The organism is Bacillus sp. 9.4 (genome assembly GCF_055486415.1).
Genome location: NZ_JBVFMU010000003.1, coordinates 160,550 through 183,228 on the forward strand (window position 1 = coordinate 160,550; position 22,679 = coordinate 183,228).

General features: G+C 42.5%; 26 protein-coding genes. 2 read left to right on the forward strand and 24 right to left on the reverse strand.

Annotated elements, in window-relative coordinates:
- Window positions 1-169 precede the first annotated feature (169 nt).
- Window positions 170-1,885 (forward strand): ribonuclease YeeF family protein, encoded by a 1,716-nt coding sequence (locus ACZ07B_RS12760; RefSeq protein ID WP_464877261.1) that lies wholly within the window; start codon window positions 170-172, stop codon window positions 1,883-1,885.
- Window positions 1,886-2,164 (forward strand): hypothetical protein, encoded by a 279-nt coding sequence (locus ACZ07B_RS12765; RefSeq protein WP_251233650.1) that lies wholly within the window; start codon window positions 1,886-1,888, stop codon window positions 2,162-2,164.
- Window positions 2,165-2,193: 29 nt separating this feature from the next.
- On the opposite strand, the gene ACZ07B_RS12770 is transcribed toward ACZ07B_RS12765, so the two are convergent.
- The 24 genes from ACZ07B_RS12770 to yqbG all read right to left on the reverse strand — a co-directional run bounded on the left by ACZ07B_RS12770 (window position 2,194) and on the right by yqbG (window position 22,676).
- Window positions 2,194-2,778, reverse strand: a complete 585-nt coding sequence (locus tag ACZ07B_RS12770; RefSeq protein WP_464877262.1) for a DUF5626 family protein — start codon at window positions 2,776-2,778, stop codon at window positions 2,194-2,196.
- 626 nt (window positions 2,779-3,404) lie between these two features.
- The gene (locus ACZ07B_RS12775; protein WP_464877263.1) at window positions 3,405-4,379 is read right to left on the reverse strand and encodes an N-acetylmuramoyl-L-alanine amidase; all 975 of its coding nucleotides are present in this window, start codon (window positions 4,377-4,379) and stop codon (window positions 3,405-3,407) included.
- Window positions 4,380-4,423: 44 nt separating this feature from the next.
- Complete coding sequence (locus tag ACZ07B_RS12780) at window positions 4,424-4,846, reverse strand: phage holin family protein (RefSeq protein ID WP_010330109.1); 423 nt, start codon at window positions 4,844-4,846, stop codon at window positions 4,424-4,426.
- Between the two features lie 45 nt (window positions 4,847-4,891).
- Window positions 4,892-5,785: a phage-like element PBSX protein XepA gene (gene xepA / locus ACZ07B_RS12785; RefSeq protein WP_464877264.1), complete on the reverse strand. Its 894-nt coding sequence runs from the start codon at window positions 5,783-5,785 to the stop codon at window positions 4,892-4,894.
- Window positions 5,786-5,876: 91 nt separating this feature from the next.
- Entirely contained in the window at window positions 5,877-6,041 is a 165-nt protein-coding gene (locus tag ACZ07B_RS12790; RefSeq protein ID WP_017696798.1) for an XkdX family protein, read from the reverse strand.
- Window positions 6,038-6,367, reverse strand: coding sequence for an XkdW family protein (locus ACZ07B_RS12795; protein ID WP_017696797.1), 330 nt, complete (start codon window positions 6,365-6,367; stop codon window positions 6,038-6,040). The genes ACZ07B_RS12790 and ACZ07B_RS12795 overlap by 4 nt, the downstream gene beginning before the upstream one ends.
- A gap of 11 nt (window positions 6,368-6,378) precedes the next feature.
- Window positions 6,379-8,130 carry a terminase gene (locus ACZ07B_RS12800; protein ID WP_464877265.1) on the reverse strand — a complete coding sequence of 584 codons (1,752 nt, stop codon included), beginning with the start codon at window positions 8,128-8,130 and terminating at the stop codon, window positions 6,379-6,381.
- 3 nt (window positions 8,131-8,133) lie between these two features.
- Complete coding sequence (locus tag ACZ07B_RS12805; protein ID WP_010330114.1) at window positions 8,134-8,406, reverse strand: hypothetical protein; 273 nt, start codon at window positions 8,404-8,406, stop codon at window positions 8,134-8,136.
- Window positions 8,403-8,981, reverse strand: coding sequence for a YmfQ family protein (locus tag ACZ07B_RS12810; RefSeq protein ID WP_464877266.1), 579 nt, complete (start codon window positions 8,979-8,981; stop codon window positions 8,403-8,405). The genes ACZ07B_RS12805 and ACZ07B_RS12810 overlap by 4 nt, the downstream gene beginning before the upstream one ends.
- Window positions 8,965-10,011: a baseplate J/gp47 family protein gene (locus tag ACZ07B_RS12815; protein WP_464877404.1), complete on the reverse strand. Its 1,047-nt coding sequence runs from the start codon at window positions 10,009-10,011 to the stop codon at window positions 8,965-8,967. The genes ACZ07B_RS12810 and ACZ07B_RS12815 overlap by 17 nt, the downstream gene beginning before the upstream one ends.
- Window positions 10,004-10,429 (reverse strand): DUF2634 domain-containing protein, encoded by a 426-nt coding sequence (locus ACZ07B_RS12820; protein WP_464877267.1) that lies wholly within the window; start codon window positions 10,427-10,429, stop codon window positions 10,004-10,006. Before ACZ07B_RS12820 ends, ACZ07B_RS12815 begins: the two co-directional genes overlap by 8 nt.
- Window positions 10,430-10,441: 12 nt before the next feature.
- Window positions 10,442-10,708 (reverse strand): DUF2577 family protein, encoded by a 267-nt coding sequence (locus tag ACZ07B_RS12825; RefSeq protein WP_010330118.1) that lies wholly within the window; start codon window positions 10,706-10,708, stop codon window positions 10,442-10,444.
- A complete protein-coding gene (locus tag ACZ07B_RS12830) occupies window positions 10,705-11,685 on the reverse strand; it encodes an XkdQ/YqbQ family protein (RefSeq protein WP_464877268.1) in 981 nt (326 codons plus the stop codon). Before ACZ07B_RS12830 ends, ACZ07B_RS12825 begins: the two co-directional genes overlap by 4 nt.
- Window positions 11,686-11,697: 12 nt before the next feature.
- Window positions 11,698-12,357, reverse strand: a complete 660-nt coding sequence (locus tag ACZ07B_RS12835) for a LysM peptidoglycan-binding domain-containing protein (RefSeq protein WP_101514127.1) — start codon at window positions 12,355-12,357, stop codon at window positions 11,698-11,700.
- Window positions 12,350-17,686 (reverse strand): phage tail tape measure protein, encoded by a 5,337-nt coding sequence (locus tag ACZ07B_RS12840; RefSeq protein ID WP_464877269.1) that lies wholly within the window; start codon window positions 17,684-17,686, stop codon window positions 12,350-12,352. The genes ACZ07B_RS12835 and ACZ07B_RS12840 overlap by 8 nt, the downstream gene beginning before the upstream one ends.
- A 2-nt stretch (window positions 17,687-17,688) precedes the next feature.
- Window positions 17,689-17,826, reverse strand: a complete 138-nt coding sequence (locus tag ACZ07B_RS12845) for a hypothetical protein (RefSeq protein ID WP_180960774.1) — start codon at window positions 17,824-17,826, stop codon at window positions 17,689-17,691.
- A gap of 41 nt (window positions 17,827-17,867) precedes the next feature.
- Entirely contained in the window at window positions 17,868-18,317 is a 450-nt protein-coding gene (locus ACZ07B_RS12850; protein WP_464877270.1) for a phage tail assembly chaperone, read from the reverse strand.
- 623 nt (window positions 18,318-18,940) lie between these two features.
- Window positions 18,941-19,384 (reverse strand): phage tail tube protein, encoded by a 444-nt coding sequence (locus ACZ07B_RS12855; protein ID WP_019712741.1) that lies wholly within the window; start codon window positions 19,382-19,384, stop codon window positions 18,941-18,943.
- A gap of 1 nt (window position 19,385) precedes the next feature.
- The gene (locus tag ACZ07B_RS12860) at window positions 19,386-20,786 is read right to left on the reverse strand and encodes a phage tail sheath family protein (protein WP_464877271.1); all 1,401 of its coding nucleotides are present in this window, start codon (window positions 20,784-20,786) and stop codon (window positions 19,386-19,388) included.
- Complete coding sequence (locus ACZ07B_RS12865; protein WP_464877272.1) at window positions 20,787-20,978, reverse strand: hypothetical protein; 192 nt, start codon at window positions 20,976-20,978, stop codon at window positions 20,787-20,789.
- Window positions 20,975-21,412: a phage tail terminator family protein gene (locus tag ACZ07B_RS12870; RefSeq protein WP_464877273.1), complete on the reverse strand. Its 438-nt coding sequence runs from the start codon at window positions 21,410-21,412 to the stop codon at window positions 20,975-20,977. The genes ACZ07B_RS12865 and ACZ07B_RS12870 overlap by 4 nt, the downstream gene beginning before the upstream one ends.
- 12 nt (window positions 21,413-21,424) lie before the next feature.
- Window positions 21,425-21,928 carry an HK97 gp10 family phage protein gene (locus ACZ07B_RS12875; protein WP_048655172.1) on the reverse strand — a complete coding sequence of 168 codons (504 nt, stop codon included), beginning with the start codon at window positions 21,926-21,928 and terminating at the stop codon, window positions 21,425-21,427.
- Window positions 21,925-22,287 carry a YqbH/XkdH family protein gene (locus ACZ07B_RS12880; RefSeq protein ID WP_264240445.1) on the reverse strand — a complete coding sequence of 121 codons (363 nt, stop codon included), beginning with the start codon at window positions 22,285-22,287 and terminating at the stop codon, window positions 21,925-21,927. The genes ACZ07B_RS12875 and ACZ07B_RS12880 overlap by 4 nt, the downstream gene beginning before the upstream one ends.
- Window positions 22,284-22,676, reverse strand: coding sequence for a protein YqbG (yqbG, locus tag ACZ07B_RS12885; RefSeq protein ID WP_464877274.1), 393 nt, complete (start codon window positions 22,674-22,676; stop codon window positions 22,284-22,286). Before yqbG ends, ACZ07B_RS12880 begins: the two co-directional genes overlap by 4 nt.
- Between the last annotated feature and the right edge of the window lie 3 nt (window positions 22,677-22,679).

Genomic DNA, 22,679 nt, shown 5'->3' on the forward strand with positions numbered 1-22,679 from the left:
ATTTCCAAAAGGTGTTTGAACCGCAAAAAAACCGCAAACTTTTTCTTCGGTTCATTTCGTTGATTGATCACATTTCAAATAAAAGGATATTTTGTATTTCTCACTTTCTTTTTATGGTAAAATTTTGTTAGTTATTGAATCACAAAGCTTAACAAGAAAGGATATGATCATGAAGGTATTTGAAGCTAAATCATTGCTTTCTGAAGCTGAAAACCGTGCAAAGGAATACAAAGATACAAGGAACCAAATGGTCAAATTAAAGAATGCCTTCAAATCAGTTGCTGATCTTGATGACAGTGAGTTTTCAGGTAAAGGCGCCAATAACATAAAGGCATTTTATGAAGATCAAGCAGGGATCGCTGACCAGTGGATTGATTTGATCGACATGAAAATCGCATTTCTCACGAGTATTATTGGCATCCTGGAAGACGCAAGCTTATCCGATGCCTACATAGAAGAATCTTTTTTAGAACACGAGCTGGCCAACGCTTATACTAAATCAAAATCCATCATGTCAGAACAGAAAAAAGCAATAAAAGACATTCTAAATGACATCAACGATATACTACCACTAGATTTATTCTCCACAGAAACTTTTAAAGACGAACTCTCTTCAGCCGACAACAAACGTACCAAGACCATCAAAAAAATTCATGAAGTCGATGAAAATTTAACATCTGAATATGCACTCTCAGAAGCAAATGAACAAATGATTCAGGCTGATTATCAAGCACTCATGAACGCTACAGCAAAAGGTAAAAACGCCTCCCCTATCCACTATAATGCAAAAGCTTATAGAGACAGTGAAATTCATAAGATGACCGAGGATGTAAAAAAACAAACTACTGACTATATTTCCTTTAAAGATCAGCAGGCCGAACAAAGAAGAATTGCGAAGGAACAAGAGGAGCTCGCAAATAGGCCATGGTATGAAAAGACCTGGGATGTCGTTTGTAATTTTACGGGGGAAGTCTCCGGATATTATGATTATAAGAGAGCTGCTGATGGCGTCGATCCAGTCACCGGTGAAAAATTAACTAATGGGCAACGGGTGGCAGCTGGCGCAATGGCTGCGGCAGGATACATCCCTATAGTTGGCTGGGCCGGGAAGTTAGCCAAAGGCGGAAAGGCTGTCTACTCAACGAGCAAAGCCATCTATAAGGCAGACAAAGCGCTTGATATCTATAAAACACCTAAGACATTCCCTGCCCTTCAAAACTCCAGTAAAGGACTCTACGGTCTTGCGTCAGCGAATGGTTTTAGTGAAGCAATAACCGGTCGAGATATGTTCGGGAATAAAATTTCTGAGGAGAGACGTGAAAACAGCTTTAATAGTGCTCTAGCTGCTCTCGGGCCTATAGGAGCAATCGGAACCGGCAAAGTATTGAAAGCAACCGCAGGAGCCGGAAAATCTTCAAATCTCTATCGCGGGGATAAAGATTTATATTCCACCAAAGCAGCTAATGGCTTAGGAAAATCACATATTGATCCGGACACCGGAAATCTTGTGCCAATAAATAAAGAAGGAATGTATAAAGGTAGACAAGTCACAGTAACAGAACATATTTTAGGCGGATTTAGAGGAGCCCAAAAGTCTAATAGTCCGTACACCAGTTTCACAATGAATAAAAATATAATCACTAATTATGGTGATAATTCTATTGAATTAAATTTGCCGGCTTTGCGAAAGGCCATCCAGTCAGGAGAAGTAAAAGGAGTAGCTATTTTATCTCCCAAAAAAATTGAACGTCTAATAAAGAATGATAAGCATTCAGATTATTGGAAGAAAAGAGCTCTTAGTTGGACAAAAAGAGATACTGAATATTTAATAAGAGGCGAGATACCAAGCGAGTATTTCAAACTGCAATCAAAGGAGGGAAAATAAGTGTTCCTTTACTATAAAGATGAAAAGTTAGGCGAAATTCACGACGTTAGCGGAGAAGGTATGTGGATGTACGGTATTCTCAGCCCATATGAAAACATTGAGACCTTTCGAGACCTTTTTAATGACCTTATTGACGAAGATGGTGACTTCGATGAAACGAAATACGACGAAGAATGGCTAAATGACGAAAACTGGTTCGTTTCGGATAATGGGAATAAAAGAGGCATTATTGTTCCGGCTGTTTATCCTGATGGTGCTATAAACTGGAGATGGATATAAAAAAAGGGGCCCAACATGGGCCCTTTTTTTTATCCAAAACTAGAAACAGACGTATATAAATAATGTTTACTTACTCTTGATTTTAAATCGTAGTTGATAGACCCTTGTCCAATAACACCATATTTCAATCGATACCGAGCAGATGCAGAAGCTTTAGAAGTTTCTTGTGCACGAGTTATCTTTAGCTCATCACCTTGCACAGTAAATGGCGGCGCGACAAAATGCCATTCATCCCATGCCTTTGTGATTTTGCTGTAGGAAATTACTTTCTTCGGCTTTGGTCTACTTACTTTGATACGGTAGCTTAGATTTATTACTCCAGTATTCCAGTAGATTTTAAAGGTTGTTGTACCTACCGGAACAGGGTATGTACCCATAGTACTGAATTCATCTTCAGTCTTTTCTGGAATAATCCCCATAGTTCCAACATACTTTCCATTATCGTCATAAATTTTTTGCTCCTGAGGTTTGGTCGAATCCATGTTAAATGCGACTTCTTTCTCAGGTAAAACCGGTTGCTGTGGCATTTCCGCAGCCTTTGATGTGTTTTCAAATGTTGTTGACAAAACGAGAGCTAAAACCGTGGCAATAACGACTGTCACAAACTTTTTCATGCTACTCCTCCTATCAAACTTTTTTCGAAACAATGCCATATTAACACAAATATACAAATAAATACATACTTTTCTATATTTATCCCTACGAAAAAAACATGTATAATGACACTTGAAATCTACAACTGCTTCTAGGTTACACTAGGAGAAAGCCTAAAAAGAAAGGTTGATGGGTTTGAACTTATATTTAGTAACAGCCCTTGTAATATCAGTATTATTAAACGTAATTTTATGTATTCAGCTAGGAAAATTCAGAACAAGTCGAATTTCCAAATGGAAAGAAGGCATGGGAATTAACACTCCATTCGCAGCATTAGTCTGGGCTTTCCTTGCTATAACAATTGTTTTGAGTCTTATAGGTTTATTGGCTGGAGTTAGTGATTTATAAAAGGAGGAACTAAAGTGGAAATGTTTCTAACTTGGATCACAACGATTATACCTTTTATCTTTTTGTTTATTGGAGTTAGCGTTATTTGGTGGGTAGTGCGGTATTTACTCACGATTAGAAAAAATTCTTTCAAGAAGATTGAACAAAACAATGAAATCATCAGTCTACTAAAGAACAGGTGACAGACTTTCTTCAATGAATTTTTAAAAAAGCCCCCCTTGTTAGGGAGGGCTTTTTGTTATTTTAGAAGTGATTCAATTTTCGCTTTTGTCTTAGGTCCATAAACGCCATCAGCAGTCAGACCATTTACTGACTGGAACCGTTTGACTGCATTTGCTGTTTTCGGCCCATATACGCCATCAATGCCGTTATTTTTCGCCCCTTTATCCGGGTAGAAATAAAGAGCAGCCAGAGCATTTTGAACTTGTCTGACATTCGTTCCTTTCGTCATCGGACTTGTCACTTTAATAATTCCGGAAGGAAGCGGGTATGATGTCTTTTTGCCGCTTGTTTTAGTGCTGCTGGATGAACTGGATCCTTTTAGTTTCAACTTTTGGCCAACTGTAATTTTATTCGGGTCTTTAATGTTATTCCAGCTCTGAAGATTTGCCACACTCACTCCGTGCTCTTTTGCTATTTCAGAAAGAGTATCACCTTTTTTCACAGTATATGTTGTTCCGGATCCTGAAGAGCCGCCTGAAGACGCTGAGCTTTTACCGCCGATTTTGCTTAATTCAGCTGCGATAGCCGCCTTCACTTCATCCCATCTACCCTCATCTAAAATACGGTGCGGGCAATACTTGCCGTTCCAGTCTTGATGCTTGCGAATACGATCAATTCCCCAGCCTCTCTCTTTAAGGAGCTGCGCCACAAATTTGATTGCTAGCTTTTCAGCAGTGTAGTATTTAGCACCTCCCGACTTGCTATAACAAATTTCGACACCAATCGACTTGCGGTTCCCTGTGCCGTTTGTGCCGTCTCCTGTGTGCCATGCGTTGCGATTTAACGGTAGCCCTTGAATAACCTCTTTGTCATCAACGGCAAAATGATAGCTTGTTGAGCTTGTGTTGTTCTTCATATAAGAAATTTCATTCTTCGCTGAAGCATCGTTTGCCGTATTGTGAATAGTGATATATTCCGGAACCATAGGATTCGGACATTTCAAACTGTATTTTTCTTGAGAAACTAAATTTTTCACCACTTTTATGGCCATAATACTTCCTCTCCTATTCTTTTTTAGATAAAAAAGGCTGCCAGTTACCCAGCAGCTTGTTCTTTGTTTTTAGTTGTTTTTTCGTTGTCTTCTTCAATTACATGAAGCCGGTCCGTGATAGCAGCCGGAATTTTAACGCCGATCTGTGCCAGATTCTCAGTAATTGAAAGTCCCTCATTTGCAATATAAAAAAGAACGGTTCCAAATGTTAGAACACCGTTCAGATTGAGAATAGTATCGACGATATTTGCCAAGATGACCACTAGAAAGCTAAGCATTTTTCGGACATAACCAAACCAAGCACTCCGACTACGTAACTTCTTGAATTTCCATGCCTTAATCACGCCTGTTATTACGTCAAGAATGCTGAGAACTAACAATAAATCAAGGTATTTCACACCACCGAATAGATAAATCCTTGCTAAATCCAACGTTTCAAAGTTAATAAACACACTCGTTTCCTCCATTTCTTTATCACCTCCTTAGAGGCAAAATAAAAGGACAGCCGGATTTTATGAGACGGCCGTCCCTCTTACTGAAAAGTTTCCATTTGTTAACGCCGTGAGCTCCATCATTATTTCTTTAAAACCGGTAATGTCAAAAGACCAGGCTTCCGATTTTCCTTTTGTGCTAGTGGCATACGTTCCGTCATCTACTTTCTGTCCTCTCAGGGCTCTTTTTGTTCCTGATAGGGATTTACCCCAGAACTTCAATTCACTTGTCTCAGCTGTTCCATAAACCTCAATAAGCAACGTTTTAAATGATCCAACAGTGAACGGAGTACCTTCCCCAATCGTTTCTGTTTTATCGTGAAAAATAACATCTATCGTTTTTGCTTGAGTGTCTAATGAGCCGAGATTCAAGCCTTCAGTCTGAACTTTTAAACGACCTTCATCGGTTAAACTGCTCTTATCCATTTGCATAGTGAGCGGAGCAGATGTCGTAATTGGAACGGCTTGTTTAATGTTTATATCTTCTTCGCCTGCGCCAAGCGACTGATAAAGTAAGAATTCAGATTGCTGCAGGTTACCATTTGCATACCTGAAGCGGAAATATCGTTGTGTTAAGTGGATCCATTCAGTCTCGCCAAGTGTCCCCGCCTTAACCACTAAGGAAGATACTGTGGTCCATGTATTCTGATCGTTACTTTCTTCGATAAATAATGTACCTTCACGATCAGAATAAGCATGTCCTTTTACTTTTGAAATTAAAACCTGACCTAATCGATCTTGGCCATACTGTGTATACACTTCAGTCGCTTTTAAGACTGCATTTGTCAACAGCTCAGCATTACCTGAAATGGCAGCCATCGGCACCACAAAATCTCTGTTCCCTTCTCTGTATGGCTTGGCTGCCCCCGGCTTACCGGCTGCATCTGTTGGAAATTGAAAACTATACTGCGTCATTTTAAAATTCCTCCTTGCTTTTGTTAGTCTTTAGCGGTCTAACATGGGCGTTACATCGTACCCACCCCCTTTCAGGCAAAATAAAAAAGCCCTACATGGCTTCTCCTGTGATCTCTTTATACTGTTCTGCAGTGATTAGATTTTTTTCTATTCCTTCCTGTAAATCTTCGCGCGAGCAATCTTTATAGTGGATTGCCTGCTTCACCATTTCAGGGGTAGCCCAGTTATAATATAAAGCCAGTACCCAATAATTCATTCTTCATTCCCTCCTTCTAAGGAAAGCAGCTGCAGCTTTATTTCAGACAGCGCATTTCCTAAAGTTTGGTTTAATTCTTCAAGCTGTTTGCGGGCCAGCTTTTCTTGCGACAATTCTTGTGCAAGCAAATCGACCTGATCAGGAGGCTCATATGGTGGTTTGCTTTTCGATTCTTCCCACCAGGCTTGCAATTCCTCCTGAGTAGGTAATGGCGCCCGGAGATTCCATTTCTCAATATATGAGCCGTTCCCGTCGTTCCGCAGTTCAAAATCCTTTCTCGGTACCGCAGTAGGGTACTTGTACATAATCGCATCATACAAAATCATAAAAGTACCTCCTATAATCTCGGATAATTTCTGCCGCCCATTTCAGTGATATCAAAATAGTTATACCATCCTGAGTTGTCAGTAATGTAACGTTGAACATCCCCGTCATATCCAACATAGAGATAAATCTCTATATAATCGCCCGCATTAGCCGGAACAGTGGCGGCTCCATAAACCCCTACATTGAATTGTGTTGTATCAGAAGGATTTGCTGGACTGTTTCTGTAATGCGCTATATTTTTATAAATCTTTCCGTTAAGATAAATCTCCATCTCATAGTTGGCATATCTTTGAACGTTCTCTATATATAAACCTGCATTGACTAAAAACATACCGCTATTAGGACAGATAAACCGGTTATTAGTGACATCAAAAGCATTATGACTGTCTTTTATCTTTCTATTAAACCGAACTTTCTGCTGTTCCCCTTTGATAAGAAGCTGTTTTCCAGTTGTACCAACATTGGCATGTGCAAATCCAGATATTTTTTCCCAAGGAGTCCAGCCAGAACCGCTCCACCAATGGCGAACCCATACCCCTGTACTGTCAATATAGGTTCCCGATTCATTGCCTGTACCGTAAAAATATTGTGTGAAGCGGGAATTATTATATTTCTCGTTTTTTACAATTCCGTATCGCAAAGGATATCCGGTCGTGTTACCTTGGCCAATATCCATAAGAGTAAGACCGAGTGGATATGATTCTCCGCTTGTTCTCGCGTCCTGAATTGCGTTTGTTCCTGTAAGAACGGTCAGTTTTTGATTAGTAAAGTTTTCTTGAACAAAGGCTTTTGCATCCGAAAGAGCTTTATCAGCTTTATTCTGGGCGTTAACCTCGGTCTCATACTTATTCCAGCCGGACCAGCCTGAATTACCGTCAACATAGTTTGAATACATATTATTCTTATAATCTATAGCCACGACATATCCAAAAGTACCGTTACCGTTACTATCAATGGATGTGAAGTGAAAAAAACCTCTAGTTGATAAGGTGGAAGGAGCATTTGTCGGCTTCCCTGTTGAGTAAAAAGTTCCGAAGGTCTTGCCCGCTTTCACAATTCTCTCCAGAAAGTCGTCTGTATCAGCTATGGATACCAAGACACCTCCGACATCATTTGTAATTTTAAAAAGCTGAGCTCCATTCCATTTGTCTTTATCACTTTTAGTAACATGGATATCTTTATTATCAGTGTGAACAGCCAATCTTTTAATTGATCCTTCTTCAGTTTCGTACTTTATCCAATCTGACCAGGTTCCATTAACTAAGGACTTTCTCCAAAATCCGCCATCTGCGGCCATGGCCATTGCTTCCCCACTCGTCGAAGAGGAACACAAGTAAATACCGCGAACCGCTTGAGGCGGTGCATTAATGGCATCACTCGACATGTAAAAAGTAAAAGTCTTTTTCTGCCCTATCGCAACACTATGAAAGTCATAGCCTTGACCGATGTTAATAAGAATGGATCCATCATCTTTCGTCATTTTCGAAAGCTGCGCCCCATTCCATTTAGCTCGCTCTTCATTCGTAATATGCCGTTCCTTATCTCGATTGTGGAGATCAAAATCTTTCTTCGCTGCCTGCTGCACGTTATCAACATTACCCAGATCCAGCTGTTCCTTTGTCATCTTGTGAGGATTGTTCATGTCGTTTTTATGCGCAGCTAAATCTTTATGCGCCTCTTCAATCCCTTTCTCCCATCGGTTTACATCATCCTCATTGATCGGATCATCCGGCAGCCAGTCTGTTTTTGCTTCATATGCCATTTATTACACCACCTCAAAAGTAAATCTAAAGTCCAGCGTTCTATTGTTACTTACATCTAAATCTGTTGTTCTTTCCGTAATCACGTTGTTCTGTTCATCAAGGACCTGAACACTCTCAATGTGTTTGATATCTTCTTCCCGATGGGTAAGCACTGTAACAACTGCGCCCTGAATGGTTATTTCCACAATCTTTGTTTCATTTCCATTCAGTAACACTTTCGATATTCTACTTTTCAAATCTGCAGCTGTACGCTCTCTATAAACTTGCGTAATCATGGTAAAACCACCTCGTTATTATTGAGCGTGACGGAATAACCCACCATCAGCTCACTTACCTTTCGATATCGTCTGTTATTCAAAATGACAGTATCTTTTATCTGGAGTGGCTCATTCACAGCAGCTCGCAAGGTATACGCCAAGTGAGCCGGTTTCATGTTCTCCAGTGTCTCTATGAGTTCGCTCATGTGCTGCATATCATCTATATCAATATCAACATTAATACGGTATTCCCTGGGAAGCAGCCGGACCTGAGCGGACGGATTCTTCAGGAACCGATTCAATGCCAGTTCAATGGCTTTATATGTCGCCGGTGGAATATTGGACATTTTCGAAATCAGGCGCAACCGGCGGATCTCATACGTATCACCAGACTCTCGAGGCACATTTAATATCTTTTCCCACCGTTCGAGCCCCCAGGTTGCCGTAGTAACAAACAGCTGATCTGTCAGATCAAAGATGCTGTTATTTTGCTTTTCAAATTCCGGAGCTTCCGCCTGAAGAAGTTCGGCCATTTCCTTCAACTTGGTTAGAAACGGCGGCAGGTAAGCCGTCATTTCATCTAGTTTGCTCAATGATGTTCACCTGCCCCAATTTAGGGATTTCCACGTCACTCAAAACCAAATTTTCAGCCAAACCGTTTATTTTAATATCTGCGTAATCACTTACCGAAGGCGAATTGTAGACGATATTATTAATCTGAGATAAGCGGATGACATTGTCCTCGAACGCCATCTTTTTAAATAGATTTAATACGCCTGATTCGATTTCTTGCTTAACCTGATCAATAGAGCTATTGACCTCTGGAAGCACCTCAGCTGATATCTCAATCTCTTTCCATATCGCACTCTCCACTGTGACAAAAGCACCTATTGGCGCTTGTCCCTCGCCTTGTCCGGGTTCAGGATCAATATAGTTTTTAACTTTAGAAATCAATATATCGGAAGCAGGTTCCAAGTTAGCATTAGTCACAACAATTTTGACTGTGCCATCCCCGTTCCAAAGCGGAAAAATTTTCGCCTTTCCCACTCCGTCAACTTCTTCCGCCCACTGTTTGTAGTGTGCTTTATTAGCGCTGACAGCTTCCCGGCGCACACGGGTAAAGTAGCGTTCTCTTAAACTGTCGTCATCCTCTTCTTCCCGTCCAGGGATCAGAATCTCTTTCACAATCGCTTTTTGGAGTCCCGGAATGGTGTCTAATGACAATAGATTCTGACCGGAAATATTCGCGTTCCCTGCTTCTCCGGCTGTCTCACATTCCAGCGTTCCGTCAGCTGTGTATTGAAAGTAAAGGTTGTCAACAAAAAAGCGGGAACCCACTGGAATGGTTACACCTTCAGTAAACTCCGCTGCCCTGACTGCTTTTGTGGCAGCTGTACGCTCAATACCGGCTTCCGTAGCCCGTCGATCTAAGAATTCTCCTTGTGCTGTATCTGAGAAGACAAGTTCCAGCACAGTATCGAGCCAAATATAAGACTTGGCCAATTCTGCTGCTGCAGGAGCTAAGGCGTTATAAATCACGCTGCCTTCTCTTGTATCAACGTCCGCAGAAATGCTGTTTAGCATACGGTCCATAATTTCTTCAAAGGTTTGATCTTCAAACATCCTCACCAAGCACCTCCTCGATCTCCAATTTTCCCTCGTCCGTTTCGACTGTAAAGGAAACATGGAACGAATCACCTTGTTTTTCTATTTCAAAATCTGATACAGAGGAAACACGATCGTCATAGATCAGCGCTTCCTCTATTAGCCGCGGAATCTCCATTTTCTTATATTCGTCTGTTGTTTCATTATCTGCCAAGATGTCTTGAAGCTCATTTCCAATATCATGGCTGAAAACAGAATAGGCGTATCGCTCAGTATGAAGAGATAAATATACAAACTGCCTGATTGCTTCAAGGCCAGTAATCATTTCATTTGTGATACGGCCATTTTCAAAATCTATTTTGTAGGTTTGCGAGGTCTCTATGACTTCGCTGTCATCTTCAATATCATCAAATTCAATTTCTGGCGAAAGGGCCAACTCAGGCACCCCCTATATTTTGTCGAGAATAAAAAATGATTGTCCGCCTTTTAAGGAGACAACCATCACATTCTCACCCATCTTTAATTCTTCATCTCCTCCAGCGCGCAGCCGCTTAGGAATAATAATCAAATCAGACGGAATAATTAGCTTTTCATTTTCATTGAGTTTAATTTCAACAGGAGAAACGGAAACCACTTCAGCCGGCATAATATCCACCGGTGACTCAGAATCAACTGCACCGACAGCCAAATGTTTGATTGCTTCACTTAATCTCATGAGGAAACACCATCAGGAATAGAATTTTTCTCAACCACATCAATGGTCATCGTGTGTGTCGATCCTTTAAATTCGTGTTTATCTGTATCAATCCAGTATGTTTTCTTAACCCCGACTTCCGGAATTGAAATATAGACGGGCAAACCACTCTGAAGATCTGGAATCCCAATTGCTTGAATACTTTTGAGTTCTTTTTTGACGCCTTTCTTCTGTGCCTGTTTAACTTTCGCACGCTGCTGCAGCTGTGCTTGGTTAATGTTATCTGATACTGTTTCAACATACTGAAGGACGCCGTATTTGCTTATGCCTGCGCTGTCGCTTGCGGTGGCTGTGTATGTTTTATTGTCTTTCTGCCGGCGGAGCTTTACTTTTGTGGCCGTGTCATTAATTGAAGTGCTGTATTGATAGCCGGTGATGTTCACACCCGTCTCCAGCACCCATACTTCCGACGGATCAGGCCAAGCGCGAAGGCCAAGCTTTCCCTTCGCAGAATATAATTGATAATTCCTTCCGGTTTGGCTTTTCGTTTGTTTCAAGGCTTTCAGAATCATGTCATAAAGGCTCGTATCGTCTTTGAACACAAGTGATTTAATTGTATGACCTGTGTTTGCAATAGACGTTGTGGGAATCTGAAAGTCTCTTGCCAGACGTTTTATGATCTCGTCTGCACGCTTATTAGAGAAAACATAAACATCCTTGTTTTTGACCAGATATTGCAGCATATCATAAGCCGTAAAGGTCAGCCCGTGTTCTTCCGGATTGCGAGAAAACACAATGCCCCGGAACAGTTCTTTGCCCTTCCACTTAAATAAAACTGTATCCCCTTCAGATACGCTGTAATATGAATGGGTTCCCTGTTTCGTAATGATTTTGGCCGTGATCGATCGCGGCGCCTGATACCGTTGCCCTTCGAGGGAAACACTTTCAGTTACCAGCTCAAGCCATTCCGTTTCTTTAATGACGAAAAGTTCTATCATGTCATCACCTGCTTATTGCGGTATCTTTAATTTTTGACCAGGAAAGATCCAGTGTCCTGGCTGCCTGATATTCCGTTTGCTTCGTTTGATCATAGCCTTTTTATTTACGTTCCAAATCTTGCGCCATTTTGTACTGTCTCCATAAAACTTGCCGGCAAGGTCCCACAGTGTATCGCCTTTTTTAACCGTATATGTTTTAGGAGCTGATTTAGATGGCCGTTTCTTCTTCGTCTTTTTCTTCTGCTTGATCTTCCGCGGCGAAGCGGTTTTGTATTCCTTCAGTTTGATTTCATAATCACGATCACCTATGTCTTTTTGACCCTCACTATAAGAAAAGCCCTCAATGCTGCAGGTGAAGTTTATTTTCGTGCCAGTAATCAAAAATTGAACCGGCTTTTTCGCTTTTGCCCATTTCTCAATCTTAGCGATAGCATTTTCAGGAGAAGGAAATCCCTTATACTCAGCAAGCGGACTGTGTTTCTTTGGAAAAAAAGAAGAGAACGAAATCTCTTTCGCTCCCGGTTTATCTATAAAAGTGATCTCCCCAAAACTGGCCACTTTTACTGATTCATTTTGAATTGTGTTTGATATATCAATTTGTTCAGGAAGGACAGGAAGCCGCAGCTTGTCCTTCCCTTGTGAAATCCAGAATTCATAAACAGATCTAGTCAAACGCGACGACTCCCTTCGTACCGATGTTAATATCCTGTTCAAGCTCAGCGACAAGGGCCTGCTTAATTTTTGAGACCAGACTGTTCACGTCTTGATCATTGTAAAAATGTTGGTCGCCGTTAATCTGAATAACGACCTCTTTACCTCCTGCAGCAGTAACAGTTGTTTGTTGGCTGCTTGTCGTGGCAGCAGTTACCTGGCCAGATGATAATTCAGTTTGGCCTTTTTGTGCAGGATCCGTGACTTCCATTCCGAGAGCTTTAGCTGCTTGAGCCAACAGATAGCGGCCACGTATGCCCCGTTCCTCCGGAATGATCCATTCACGTTTATTTCCTTCACCAACACGTGCAATCTGCTCTTTGGTAATGAGTCCGCCGTTAGCGTAACCAACATACGGTCCACCGCGTCTCATGCTTTTAATACCAGGTACATTGTCAATAGAGCCATATCTGCTTTTGATGTAGCCGATTGCGGCAGCAGCGTTATGAATCGGGTTTCTAATGTTACCCATGCCTGGCGCTTTATGTGCGTTAAAAGTGGTTGGTACTGTCTGCATGAGCCCTTGGGATGGATTGCCTGCCTTCGCGTTACTATCCCACAGGTTAATGGCGTTAGGGTTGCCCCCTGATTCAAACTTTGCAATTGTCATCAATCCTGGAAGCCAACTTAATGGTGTTTTTGTGGCCATCATTGCAGCCATAAGCCACTGTTTCACGTTTCCGCCTACTGCACCCATTCCGGAATAAGCAGCTGCCAGTGATCCAGCTTGTTTTTCAGCATATTTTTTCACATCGACAGAATCCAGACCTTTTACAACACCAACAGAGGCAAAACGCCCCAAGCTCATCATGACACGTGAAGGTGAATGAATATCTAACTCTTCACGGAAAGCTTTCTCGACTTTTTTTGCTAGTTCCTTGGCTGCCTCATGGACCTCACTGCCCTTTGAAGTCATACCTGTAACAAAATTACCGATCATACCGCTTCCCCAGCCGTTTGAGGATTCTTTAGACTTCAAAAACGGCTTATTCACATGAGTATTTACATACTGATCAGTGCCAGTTTGTGAACTATTTTGACCGGAAGCAAACCCTTTGATCGTTCCAGTTCCCCATGAAGAGGATTTATTCACTGTGTTCTGGAATGGTGTTTTGACTTTCGTCTGCAGGAAGCCATCTGTGCCGGTGGCTGTACTATTCTGGCCGTTGGCATAGCCATTGACCACTTGTTTTCCGTAATTCGGAGAGTAGGAGATCAAATTATTCATAGGCTGGCCAACGTTTTTCTGTTTCCAAGCATCCATTGAAACGACTTTATCCTCAATACCCTGATCAAAGCCCTGCGTGAACTGTTGGCCGAAAGTAGATGCCTGTTCATTAAGGCTCGATGTATCAACGGTAGGAGACACTGTAGCGGAAACTGTTGCTCCGCCAGCTAGAGGTGAAACAGCTGTTTCTCCACCTGCTGATGAAGCAGAAGCCATGTCATCAACAACGCTCATTCCTAGTTTAGAAGCGGCCTGAGAAAGAAGCATTTTACCGCGACCCTTGTTGTTATCAACAGGGATCACAAACTCCTTACCTGCTTCACCAATCCAAGAAATAGTTGGTTTCGTAATATAACCGCCCGTCGCATTCTTTTCAAGAACGCTTTTTTGTTTAGGGAAAATACTTGTTGGTGCTGATGATTGCGACTGAACAAGACCAGCAATTCCTCCGCCACCGCTAGTATTTTTACCAGATGAAGACTTACCGGATTTCTTTGTTGTTAATCCAGTAGCTTCTTCACCTCTCCCTATGATATTGCCTATGATCTCCCCTCCAGCGTCAGCTAACCCTTTTAGCTTAATGACCCACCAGAAGGTATCTTCAAACTTCTTCTTAATTCCGTCAGCTATCTTTCCAAGGGGATCTCCTACATTTTCACTAAACCATTCAGAAATACCATTCCAGGCATCTTTAACAGCTTTTTTAGCTGACTCAAATTTTTCTGAAATGGATTTTTTGGCATCCTCCACTTTTGAAACAATTGGATTCCACACATTTTCACTAAACCAAGCTGAAACAGCACTCCACTTGTCAGAAATCCACGTCCATGCTTCGTTAAGCTTTGTCCAGATCCAGTTTGCTGCATTAGTGACAGCATCACTTACCGGCGTCCACACATTTTCCATAAACCAAGTTGAGACTGTAGACCATAAATCCGAAATAAATGTCCATGCTTCATTGATCTTCGTCCAAATCCAATTTGCTACGTTACTAACAGCTGTACTGATTGGGTTCCAGACGTTGTCATAAAACCAAGTTGCCACCTGAAGCCACTTTAATTGGATCCAGATTCGCGCATAATCTATATGTTCTTGTATCCAGCCAGCCACAGTTGCAACTGCATCACTAATCGGATTCCAGACATTATCCATGAACCAAGTTGAGACAGTGGACCATGTATCTGAGATCCAAGTCCAAGCGTCATTAATTTTTGTCCAAATCCAATCAGCAGCGTCAGTGACACCGTCAACTAATGGATTCCAAACATTATCCATGAACCAAGTTGAGACAATCTTCCAGAGAGCTTTGATACCATCCCAAGCAAATAAAAAGGCACCTACTACTAAATTAATGATCGGAACTGCCGTGTTATAAATAGGTGTCCACACGTTATCCACAAACCAGGATGACACGTCATTCCAGGTATCAGTCAGCCATTTCTTAGCATCCTCGAATTTGTCAGTGATCTTATCAATCTTATCGCCGGCCCAATCACTAACTGGATTCCAGACGTTATCCATAAACCAATCTGAGAGATCAGACCACGTATCCTCGATCCAATCGACGGCATTTCCTGCACCGTCTACAATCCCATCCCATGCTTTAGAAGCGCCGCCATCATCAAACCATTTGCCAACAGATGATCCTAAATCAGAACCCCCGATACCGCCTGCAATACTACCGACAACTCCGCCGACAGCAGTACCGACAACGGGTACAACAGAACCAATGGCTGCTCCCGCGGCTCCTCCTGCAGCAGCTCCACCAAGATTCCCGGCGAAAGAACCAACTTTCTCACCTGCATTTTCTTTGTTCATCCCGAGCAAATCAGTTGCCGCTAATGCAGTTCCCAAAAGAGGGATACCTTTCGCAAATTTACCGACACTTTTCAGCGGACTTAAAACTTTCCCGAACTTCGAGGCATCGCCCGTCGCTCGGCCTGCTGCGCGTAGTTCTGATCTGGTGGTTTTTACTGAAGCTCTCGAACCGCCCCCTGCATTTGCTGCCGTTCTTCCTGAACGCCTTCTTTCTAGCTGTTCAGATGACACAGTAATAGATCTATTAGAAGGGTTCACACTGGTTGGATTCCCTCGCCGGCCTGAAGCATTTCTCCCTCTACCTTTACGGCTGCGGTCATTTCCGCCAATACCACTACAAGAGCAACAAGTTAAGCCGCCGCTCCGAGGTAGACTCGTTGGACTCGAAGCGGTTCCAGAACGTCCGCCTCTTCTCCCTGTATTACGAACAGCCTGTCCATTTCGTCTTCCGCTTCGTGTATTAGGATCACCGCCGGGAACACGGTTGGGAATTAACCTCCGAATTACTCCCGCTGCGTCGCTTCCGACAGTTCCGATTCCTTTCAAGAGCGGCCGTAGGATTTTCAAATATGCAATCAATCCAATTAAAGGAGGAACCACAACTTTAAAGGCTGTTTTTAAATCGTCCCAATGATTCACCGTCCACTCAATGGCCACATTCAGCTTGTCACCTATGGCCTCGCCAAGATCAGTAATATCTTTTTTGATCTCTTTGAGTTTCTCTTGGCCTTCCTTACTGTTTAAGAATGAATCGATCTTATCGAAGGCCGGACCCAAACCGGTCAGCAGTGAGGTTCCCATATCCTTAGATATGCTTTCAAAATCCCGTATGGCGTCATTAATCGGCGTCATTGGGTTGTTATCCCGAAGCTGAGAGAAGCTGCGTTCCAGTTCACCTGTTGTTTTTGCACTTGTGCCAATGCCTTCAGCCATATCTAAAATCGGCTGTTTCAGGTCCTCATATTGTGTTCCTATTAGCTCCGTGGCGATAGATGCCCGCTTAGTCCTGTCTTTGACTTTTGATAAGGCATCAGCAACCTTAAATAAGCTTTCTTGGCCACTGATTGAACCATCTTTAAACCCTTTGAACATTTTCTCTGTTTCTTTGGCTCCGAATAGCGATTTGAACGCGTCCACTTGACTATCAGACATTTCAGTACGGCGAATGTTAAATTCACGCATACTGTCAGCGAGGTTGTCGAAGTTTCTCGCCCCGCCCTTTGTTCCTTTAATCATGGCATTAGCGATCTGGCCGCCTGTGAGTTTCATGTCTTTAAAAGTGGAACTGTATTCATTCATCGTGTCCAGCAAATCGTCGGCCTGGTCACCGGCGTTCCGGTACACATACGCGATTAAATCCCCGCTGTCTTTCCCGGACATTTTCAAGTTGTTATACATTGAGCTGAAGGCCCGGTCCACTTCCGCCTGATCAGCATTCATAAGCTGTGCGATCTTACTAGATGACTCTGTCAATTCAGCCAGGGCTTTTTTAGATGCTCCTGTCTGTTGAGACAAGGTTCTCAGAGATAAGCTGACTTCTTCCCGGGATCCTCCTGCTTTGTTGTCATAATAGATCTGGTCTGTCATTCTAGCAGCGTCTTTTTTGCTGACTTTCGAAGTCGCTGAAACATAAGCGTCTTGGGACATAGCGCTTTTCCCGCTACCCATAATTGCACCAGCCGACAGTCCGCCGCCAACTGCCAGGGTGACAGTAGCGTTTTTCAGGCCGTCTAATTTTGCCTCAATTGCATCCAGAACCGCTGAAGCTTTGTCTTTAATAGAAACAGTGGGCTCAGCATGTTCGCTGTCTACATCGGACACATGGCGCCGGATCTCATCTAATTGGTTTGACGCATGATCACGAACTGAAACAGTTGGTTCAGCGTGCGAGCGATTCAAATCAGAGAGACCTCCACGAATTAAGCGAAACCGTGGTGTAGCTTGATCATTAACGGAAACCGTCACCTCATGGCTACCCTCAGTAAGATCCTCTGTTTGCTGGCGTATAGAACGCAAACCATTTGAAACCCGATCATCTAAACCGACTTCAATTGATCGAGCCCGCCCAGTCAAGCGGCTTGCTGATCGGTCAATTCGTCTCATAACCCGCTCTGTTCGATCTTCAGCATCAAAAATAAGAGGACCATTAGCGGCCCTCTGAAGTCTCTCTGCATTCCCTTGTATCTTTCGAAGCTTTCTGGTGATCTTATCTTGTAAATCAAACGTAGCTGTTAGTTTAGCCATAGTTAATTACCTCCCTTCTTCGCTTCCTTTTCTAACAGCTCAAGCTTGTAACTGATCAAACCATATAAGAGCGCCTTGAATTCTCTCGGCGCCTCATATAGTTCTTGTAATTCTGACGGGGCATATTTGAGCTCGTGCATAGCGTAATAAAGATACACGGTCTCTTTATCCCCGCCCTTTATTAGTTTTTTGCTGCTTCTTCAAGGTCTTCGGGATCATCCTCAAAACCATTGATCTCAATTGCTTTGTTCAGCCAGTTTGCATATTCACCGCCGACGGAAAGAACACGTTTTGCAACTTCCACCGGATCTTCTGTTTTGTAAGCTTCGCGCAGCTTTTTAGATTTAAAGTTCGGGTAAACAGTCGTTTCTACGGCAATACGAGCATAAAAGCGTTGGCTGTCCAAATCTTTTACACGGCCGCGTCCTTTTACATTTTTGTAAGTGGTGTTTTCTTTCTCAAGCTCGTCAATGCGTTCTGTGGTAATAGCTTTGAATACAAACGGAATCACCTTTCCTTGCTTGTCAACAAATCGCTTTGAAATAGGCACTTCTACTTCTTCCGCTTCAATTGTTTGTCCTGGCATAAAGAATGAAAGATCATATACTTTTTCGTTTTGTTTTTCGCTCATGTTAATTAGCTCCTTCTATTTACAATTAAATTTTTTTGGATATAAAAAAAGCACATTCTCTTCGAATAAAAATCACAAGGATTCGAATTCGCAAAAAGGATGTGCTTGATTAAAAATCACAAGGATTCGAATTTACAAAAAGATGCGCTTACCAGTATAATGAAAATCGTACATAAAGCGCCATAAGGGAAGTTTGCATCCCCGTTAGAAAGGGGGTGATATAATGTCAACTGAAGCTTACCAAGCTCTAATGGTATTGATTGGTTTCCAATCATCATTATTTAGTTTGGGTTCTTTAATTGTTGCATTGTTGACTTATAAAAACAAAAAATAGACTCTCCCTTGAGCGTTGGAAACTTAAAGGGATAAGTCTATCATGAAAAATATGCGAGCAAGCTCCCTTAAGGACAGCTTGTGTACAGACCGGAGTGTTGGCGCACTCCGGTATTTTTATTTTACGCAAAATCTTAGATGTTAATTCTATAATGTTATTGCGTGGTTAATTTGATTTAATCAATGTATATTCAGTATACATTATTTCCACTCCATTTTACAGTTATCAAACGTAAAATTGATAAAAATAGTAACAAAATTCCTAAGGACGCCAAAACGAATTCAATTTATTAAAACGTATCCTTAAGCTTTTCAGGAAGATCAAAGTCCTCAAAGGTAAACGGCACTTCCTCTTCCAATGCTTCGGAATCCACATCCAGTCCCGCAATCTTTGCAGAATCAAAGTTCACATCATAGAGAGTAACCCGCTCGGTCCCACGGCCAGATGATTTATCATCAAGCACCGCTTGGAGAGTGAAATACGGATCTTCACCTTTTTTCACATAATTAAGCATCAGCTGCACAAAGCGGGATGTGACTTTATAAAATGTCGCTGTGCCTGTTCCGTTTGCGCCTGTCGTTTTATGACCGGTCATGCGGCGCCCCATAACGTTGACTTCCGATTTATTTTTCTCCACATTCGCTTCAAATGTTTTGATAAACGCCAGTTCCTCACCGTCCAAGAAAAGGCGTCCCTCTTTACCAGATATCGTATTCTGCGCTTTAAAAGCCACCTTACTTCACCTCCACATTAAAGTAGAATTTCTCAGCTGCATCAACCGGCTGCACAGCAAGATCAATCAGGAAACCGTCACGATCGCTATTCAGGGCAATTGTGATGTCATTCTCTGAATCAAAATTGGTAATGCCCCCGTTATCTTGAAGAACACTCAAGTATTGAGTAATCAATGTTTTCACGAATTGAAGACCGTCATTTGTAGCAGGAACGTCTCTGCCGCTCGCTTTACGGGACTTAATCAATGCTTTCAATTGTGATGTCAGGTCATTATTAATTGCATCCAGCACCCGCACAATTTTGTTTTTCTGGAACATCTTATTCTTCTCAGCTGTAAGACTTGTGAGAGAATTAATATCCTTCTCAACAGAAACAGATTTGTCTCGAGAATCATAAGTAAACAGGAATTCCCCGTTCGCCAGCCGCTGAATTACCTGGTCGTTATCCAGTCGAGTTAGGACATCCACCGCTCCCGCATATTCTACGAACGTCAGCGACTGATTGAACGTCGCTCCCGCGCTGGCGCCGGCAACCCAAGCAGTGGCTTTTTCCGGAGTGATCTCCGTTCCATCTTCAAGCAGAACCCCGCCTGTGACATTAATAATACCTTCGTGATCGCCTTTGTAATTAGAGAGTACGCCTTGAACCTTTAAGCCTTGATTGTCTCTCAGCCGTTTGATGAATGCGACAAACGTCGCTTTCAATTGCTCGTTATCCTCAACAGGCAGCGCGATTGTGTCAAAGTATTCAGTTTCAGCCGCTTCCAAGAAAGCTGTGTAATCAGCATTTGTCGGTGTCTTGTCTGTTCCACCTAACAAGCGGATTCCGGAAGATGCCGGAAGGTCCCCGCTGACGTCCTCCGGAGCTGTTCCTGTTAGGGGAATCGAAACTGTTAGATCCCCTTTGCCTGTAAATTCGACAAGTTTATTTGCTTTCAGTTCCTCGGCTTTAGATACCGTTTGCTTATCGACTTCTGACTGATCAAGATAGGTTGTGACATCCACTTTTGAAGAATCAATAACGTTTTCTGTAATTCTAATAATGATGTCATTTCCTTTAGTTCCGCCATAAAGAGCGGTTGCCTTTACGCCTTCACTAATGTCTGCTTGAGCACGCAGCCCCTCCGTCAAACGGTAAAGTAAGACTGTACTTGCCTTCTTCATTGCCTCACGAAGAAGCAACAATGAAGGATCATCAATGTTCAATCCCACTTTTTTATTCAAATCCTCGATGGAAGAGATAGAAATGAATTTCTTAACCTCTCCCCAGCTGGATGCTATCGGCAGCGCCACTGTTCCACGTTCGCCTACTGATACCCGATCCTCTGCGGTCGTTTTGAAGTTAAAGTAAATACCGGCACGCTCTTTTTCCTTGCCGACTGTAAATGTTCCGCCGTTCATCTATTTGACCTCCTTCTGAAGAAACTGAGTGATCAGCTTCTTCGCTTCTGATTTAGTGATGCTGTTTTTTTCTACATGAAAAAGAGCACCGTCAAACACCTCGGGCTTTACCCCAAAGAGCTCTCGACTGTGCTCTCGCAAATTCTTAATATAAAAAGCGTTTTCCGCGTTCTCTTTTTTAGTGGCCATCATTTCACCCCGCTTGTAAAATCAAAGTTTTCAAGAGAAGGATGCTGTTCTCGTTCATACCAATAGCGACTCGTCCAATTTAAGACAATGCTCGCATAATCATCTGAGATACTGATTTCTATACGTGATAAGCGAATAAATTCGCCCGTATCTTCACCAGATTCCCGTATGAGCGGAATTAATCCTCTCTTACTTCTAAGTGTATCCGCAATCCTTTCCGCCTCGTTATGAGCCTCCTGCGCGTTTTTGTGAAAGAGTTTCACGTTTAAAACATAGGATTTTTGAAACGTAGATACTGTGTCCACCCCATCGACTGTGGAAGCCGGTGGAATGTAAAGAGATGGGACAACAAAGTCCTGCGGTATTTCTTGACTATACACTTGTACAGGATACAGTTTGTATAGGTAGCCCATAATTGAGCCCACTTCTTGATTCATGGAAGCACCGCCTTAAAATTCTTCATCAATCCACTGCTGCAGCTTCCGCTCAAGACTTCTCTCAAACATTAGTTCAAAGATGGCCATAGCATTATCCCAAAAGCCGGACCCGTCCACCCATTGGAATTTAAGCAGCATTCCGGAACTTCTTTCGGCGGGATCATACTCGAACCGATCACCCTTCCAGCGGCCGGGGATCCACCGACGGTCCTGATTTTTAGACGGATCAATTGTAAAGTGCCCGTCATTCACATAGGAGGCGTATTCCAGATTTGTTCCGACATCCAGTTTTAAGCTGCCTGATGTCATTGAAAAAATATTGTCCTGGTCACCGCGTTGAAAGGAATTTAGCAAGCGGCGAGTATCTACTGTTTTTGTCCTGATGATTTCGTCTTGTACGATATCAATAAATTCATAACCCATAGCTTCAAGCCACTGCTCATATTTCCTTTGCAGCCCTCCTCGAGAAGCCCGGTTTAATGACTGTATGAACTGATCAAGTCCCTTTATTTTCACAAGTATTCCACCTCCCGGACTGCCGTCACTTCCCAATGATGATTCTTGATCTTCCGCGGCTTCTGTAATTTATAAGCTGTGCCATCCCAAATAATCCTGTCATTCAAGCGGATATCTGCAGAAGCTGGGAAATGGACCAGAAATGATTGATATATGGCCGTGTTCGGTTCCTGCTGCACAATGGATTGGTTCTTTTCTGTGAAGTAACACGGCTGGCCAGCTATATCTGGAACTTCAGGATATGAAAAAGCCGGCTGAACATCTTCAACCGGCACCCCAAAGGATTGTTTTTTGTTTTCCGCTTTCTCCTGCAGGTGATAAACATCGCATCGATGAGTTAATAAAGATCGATAGCTCATATGGACCTCATCCGCATTTTTACTTCTGTACCTTCCAAACTTGGCTCAGATGATTCAACATAATCTTTAATGAGTGTGAAGACGTCTGGTTTTTGAATAGAGCTGCCGTTTCCAAGAGAATATGAATAGTCTCCGATCTTCTCGGTTGTATATCCTTTGGTGATTGACTCATCAGAATTAATTAACGCGAAATACTGCGCCATTTTTAATAAAGCCAGCCGAACCTTTTCAGGGAGCGGATCATATTCTGGGCCAGAAAAATCATGGCCAACTTGATAGGTTATTTCAGCTATAGCTTCTATGATGTCCTGAGTAAGACGGGAATCAGGCCGCTCCTTTACAGAATCAAAAACAGTGTAATCCTTTAGGTCAGCAGGAGTGATTAACACGCC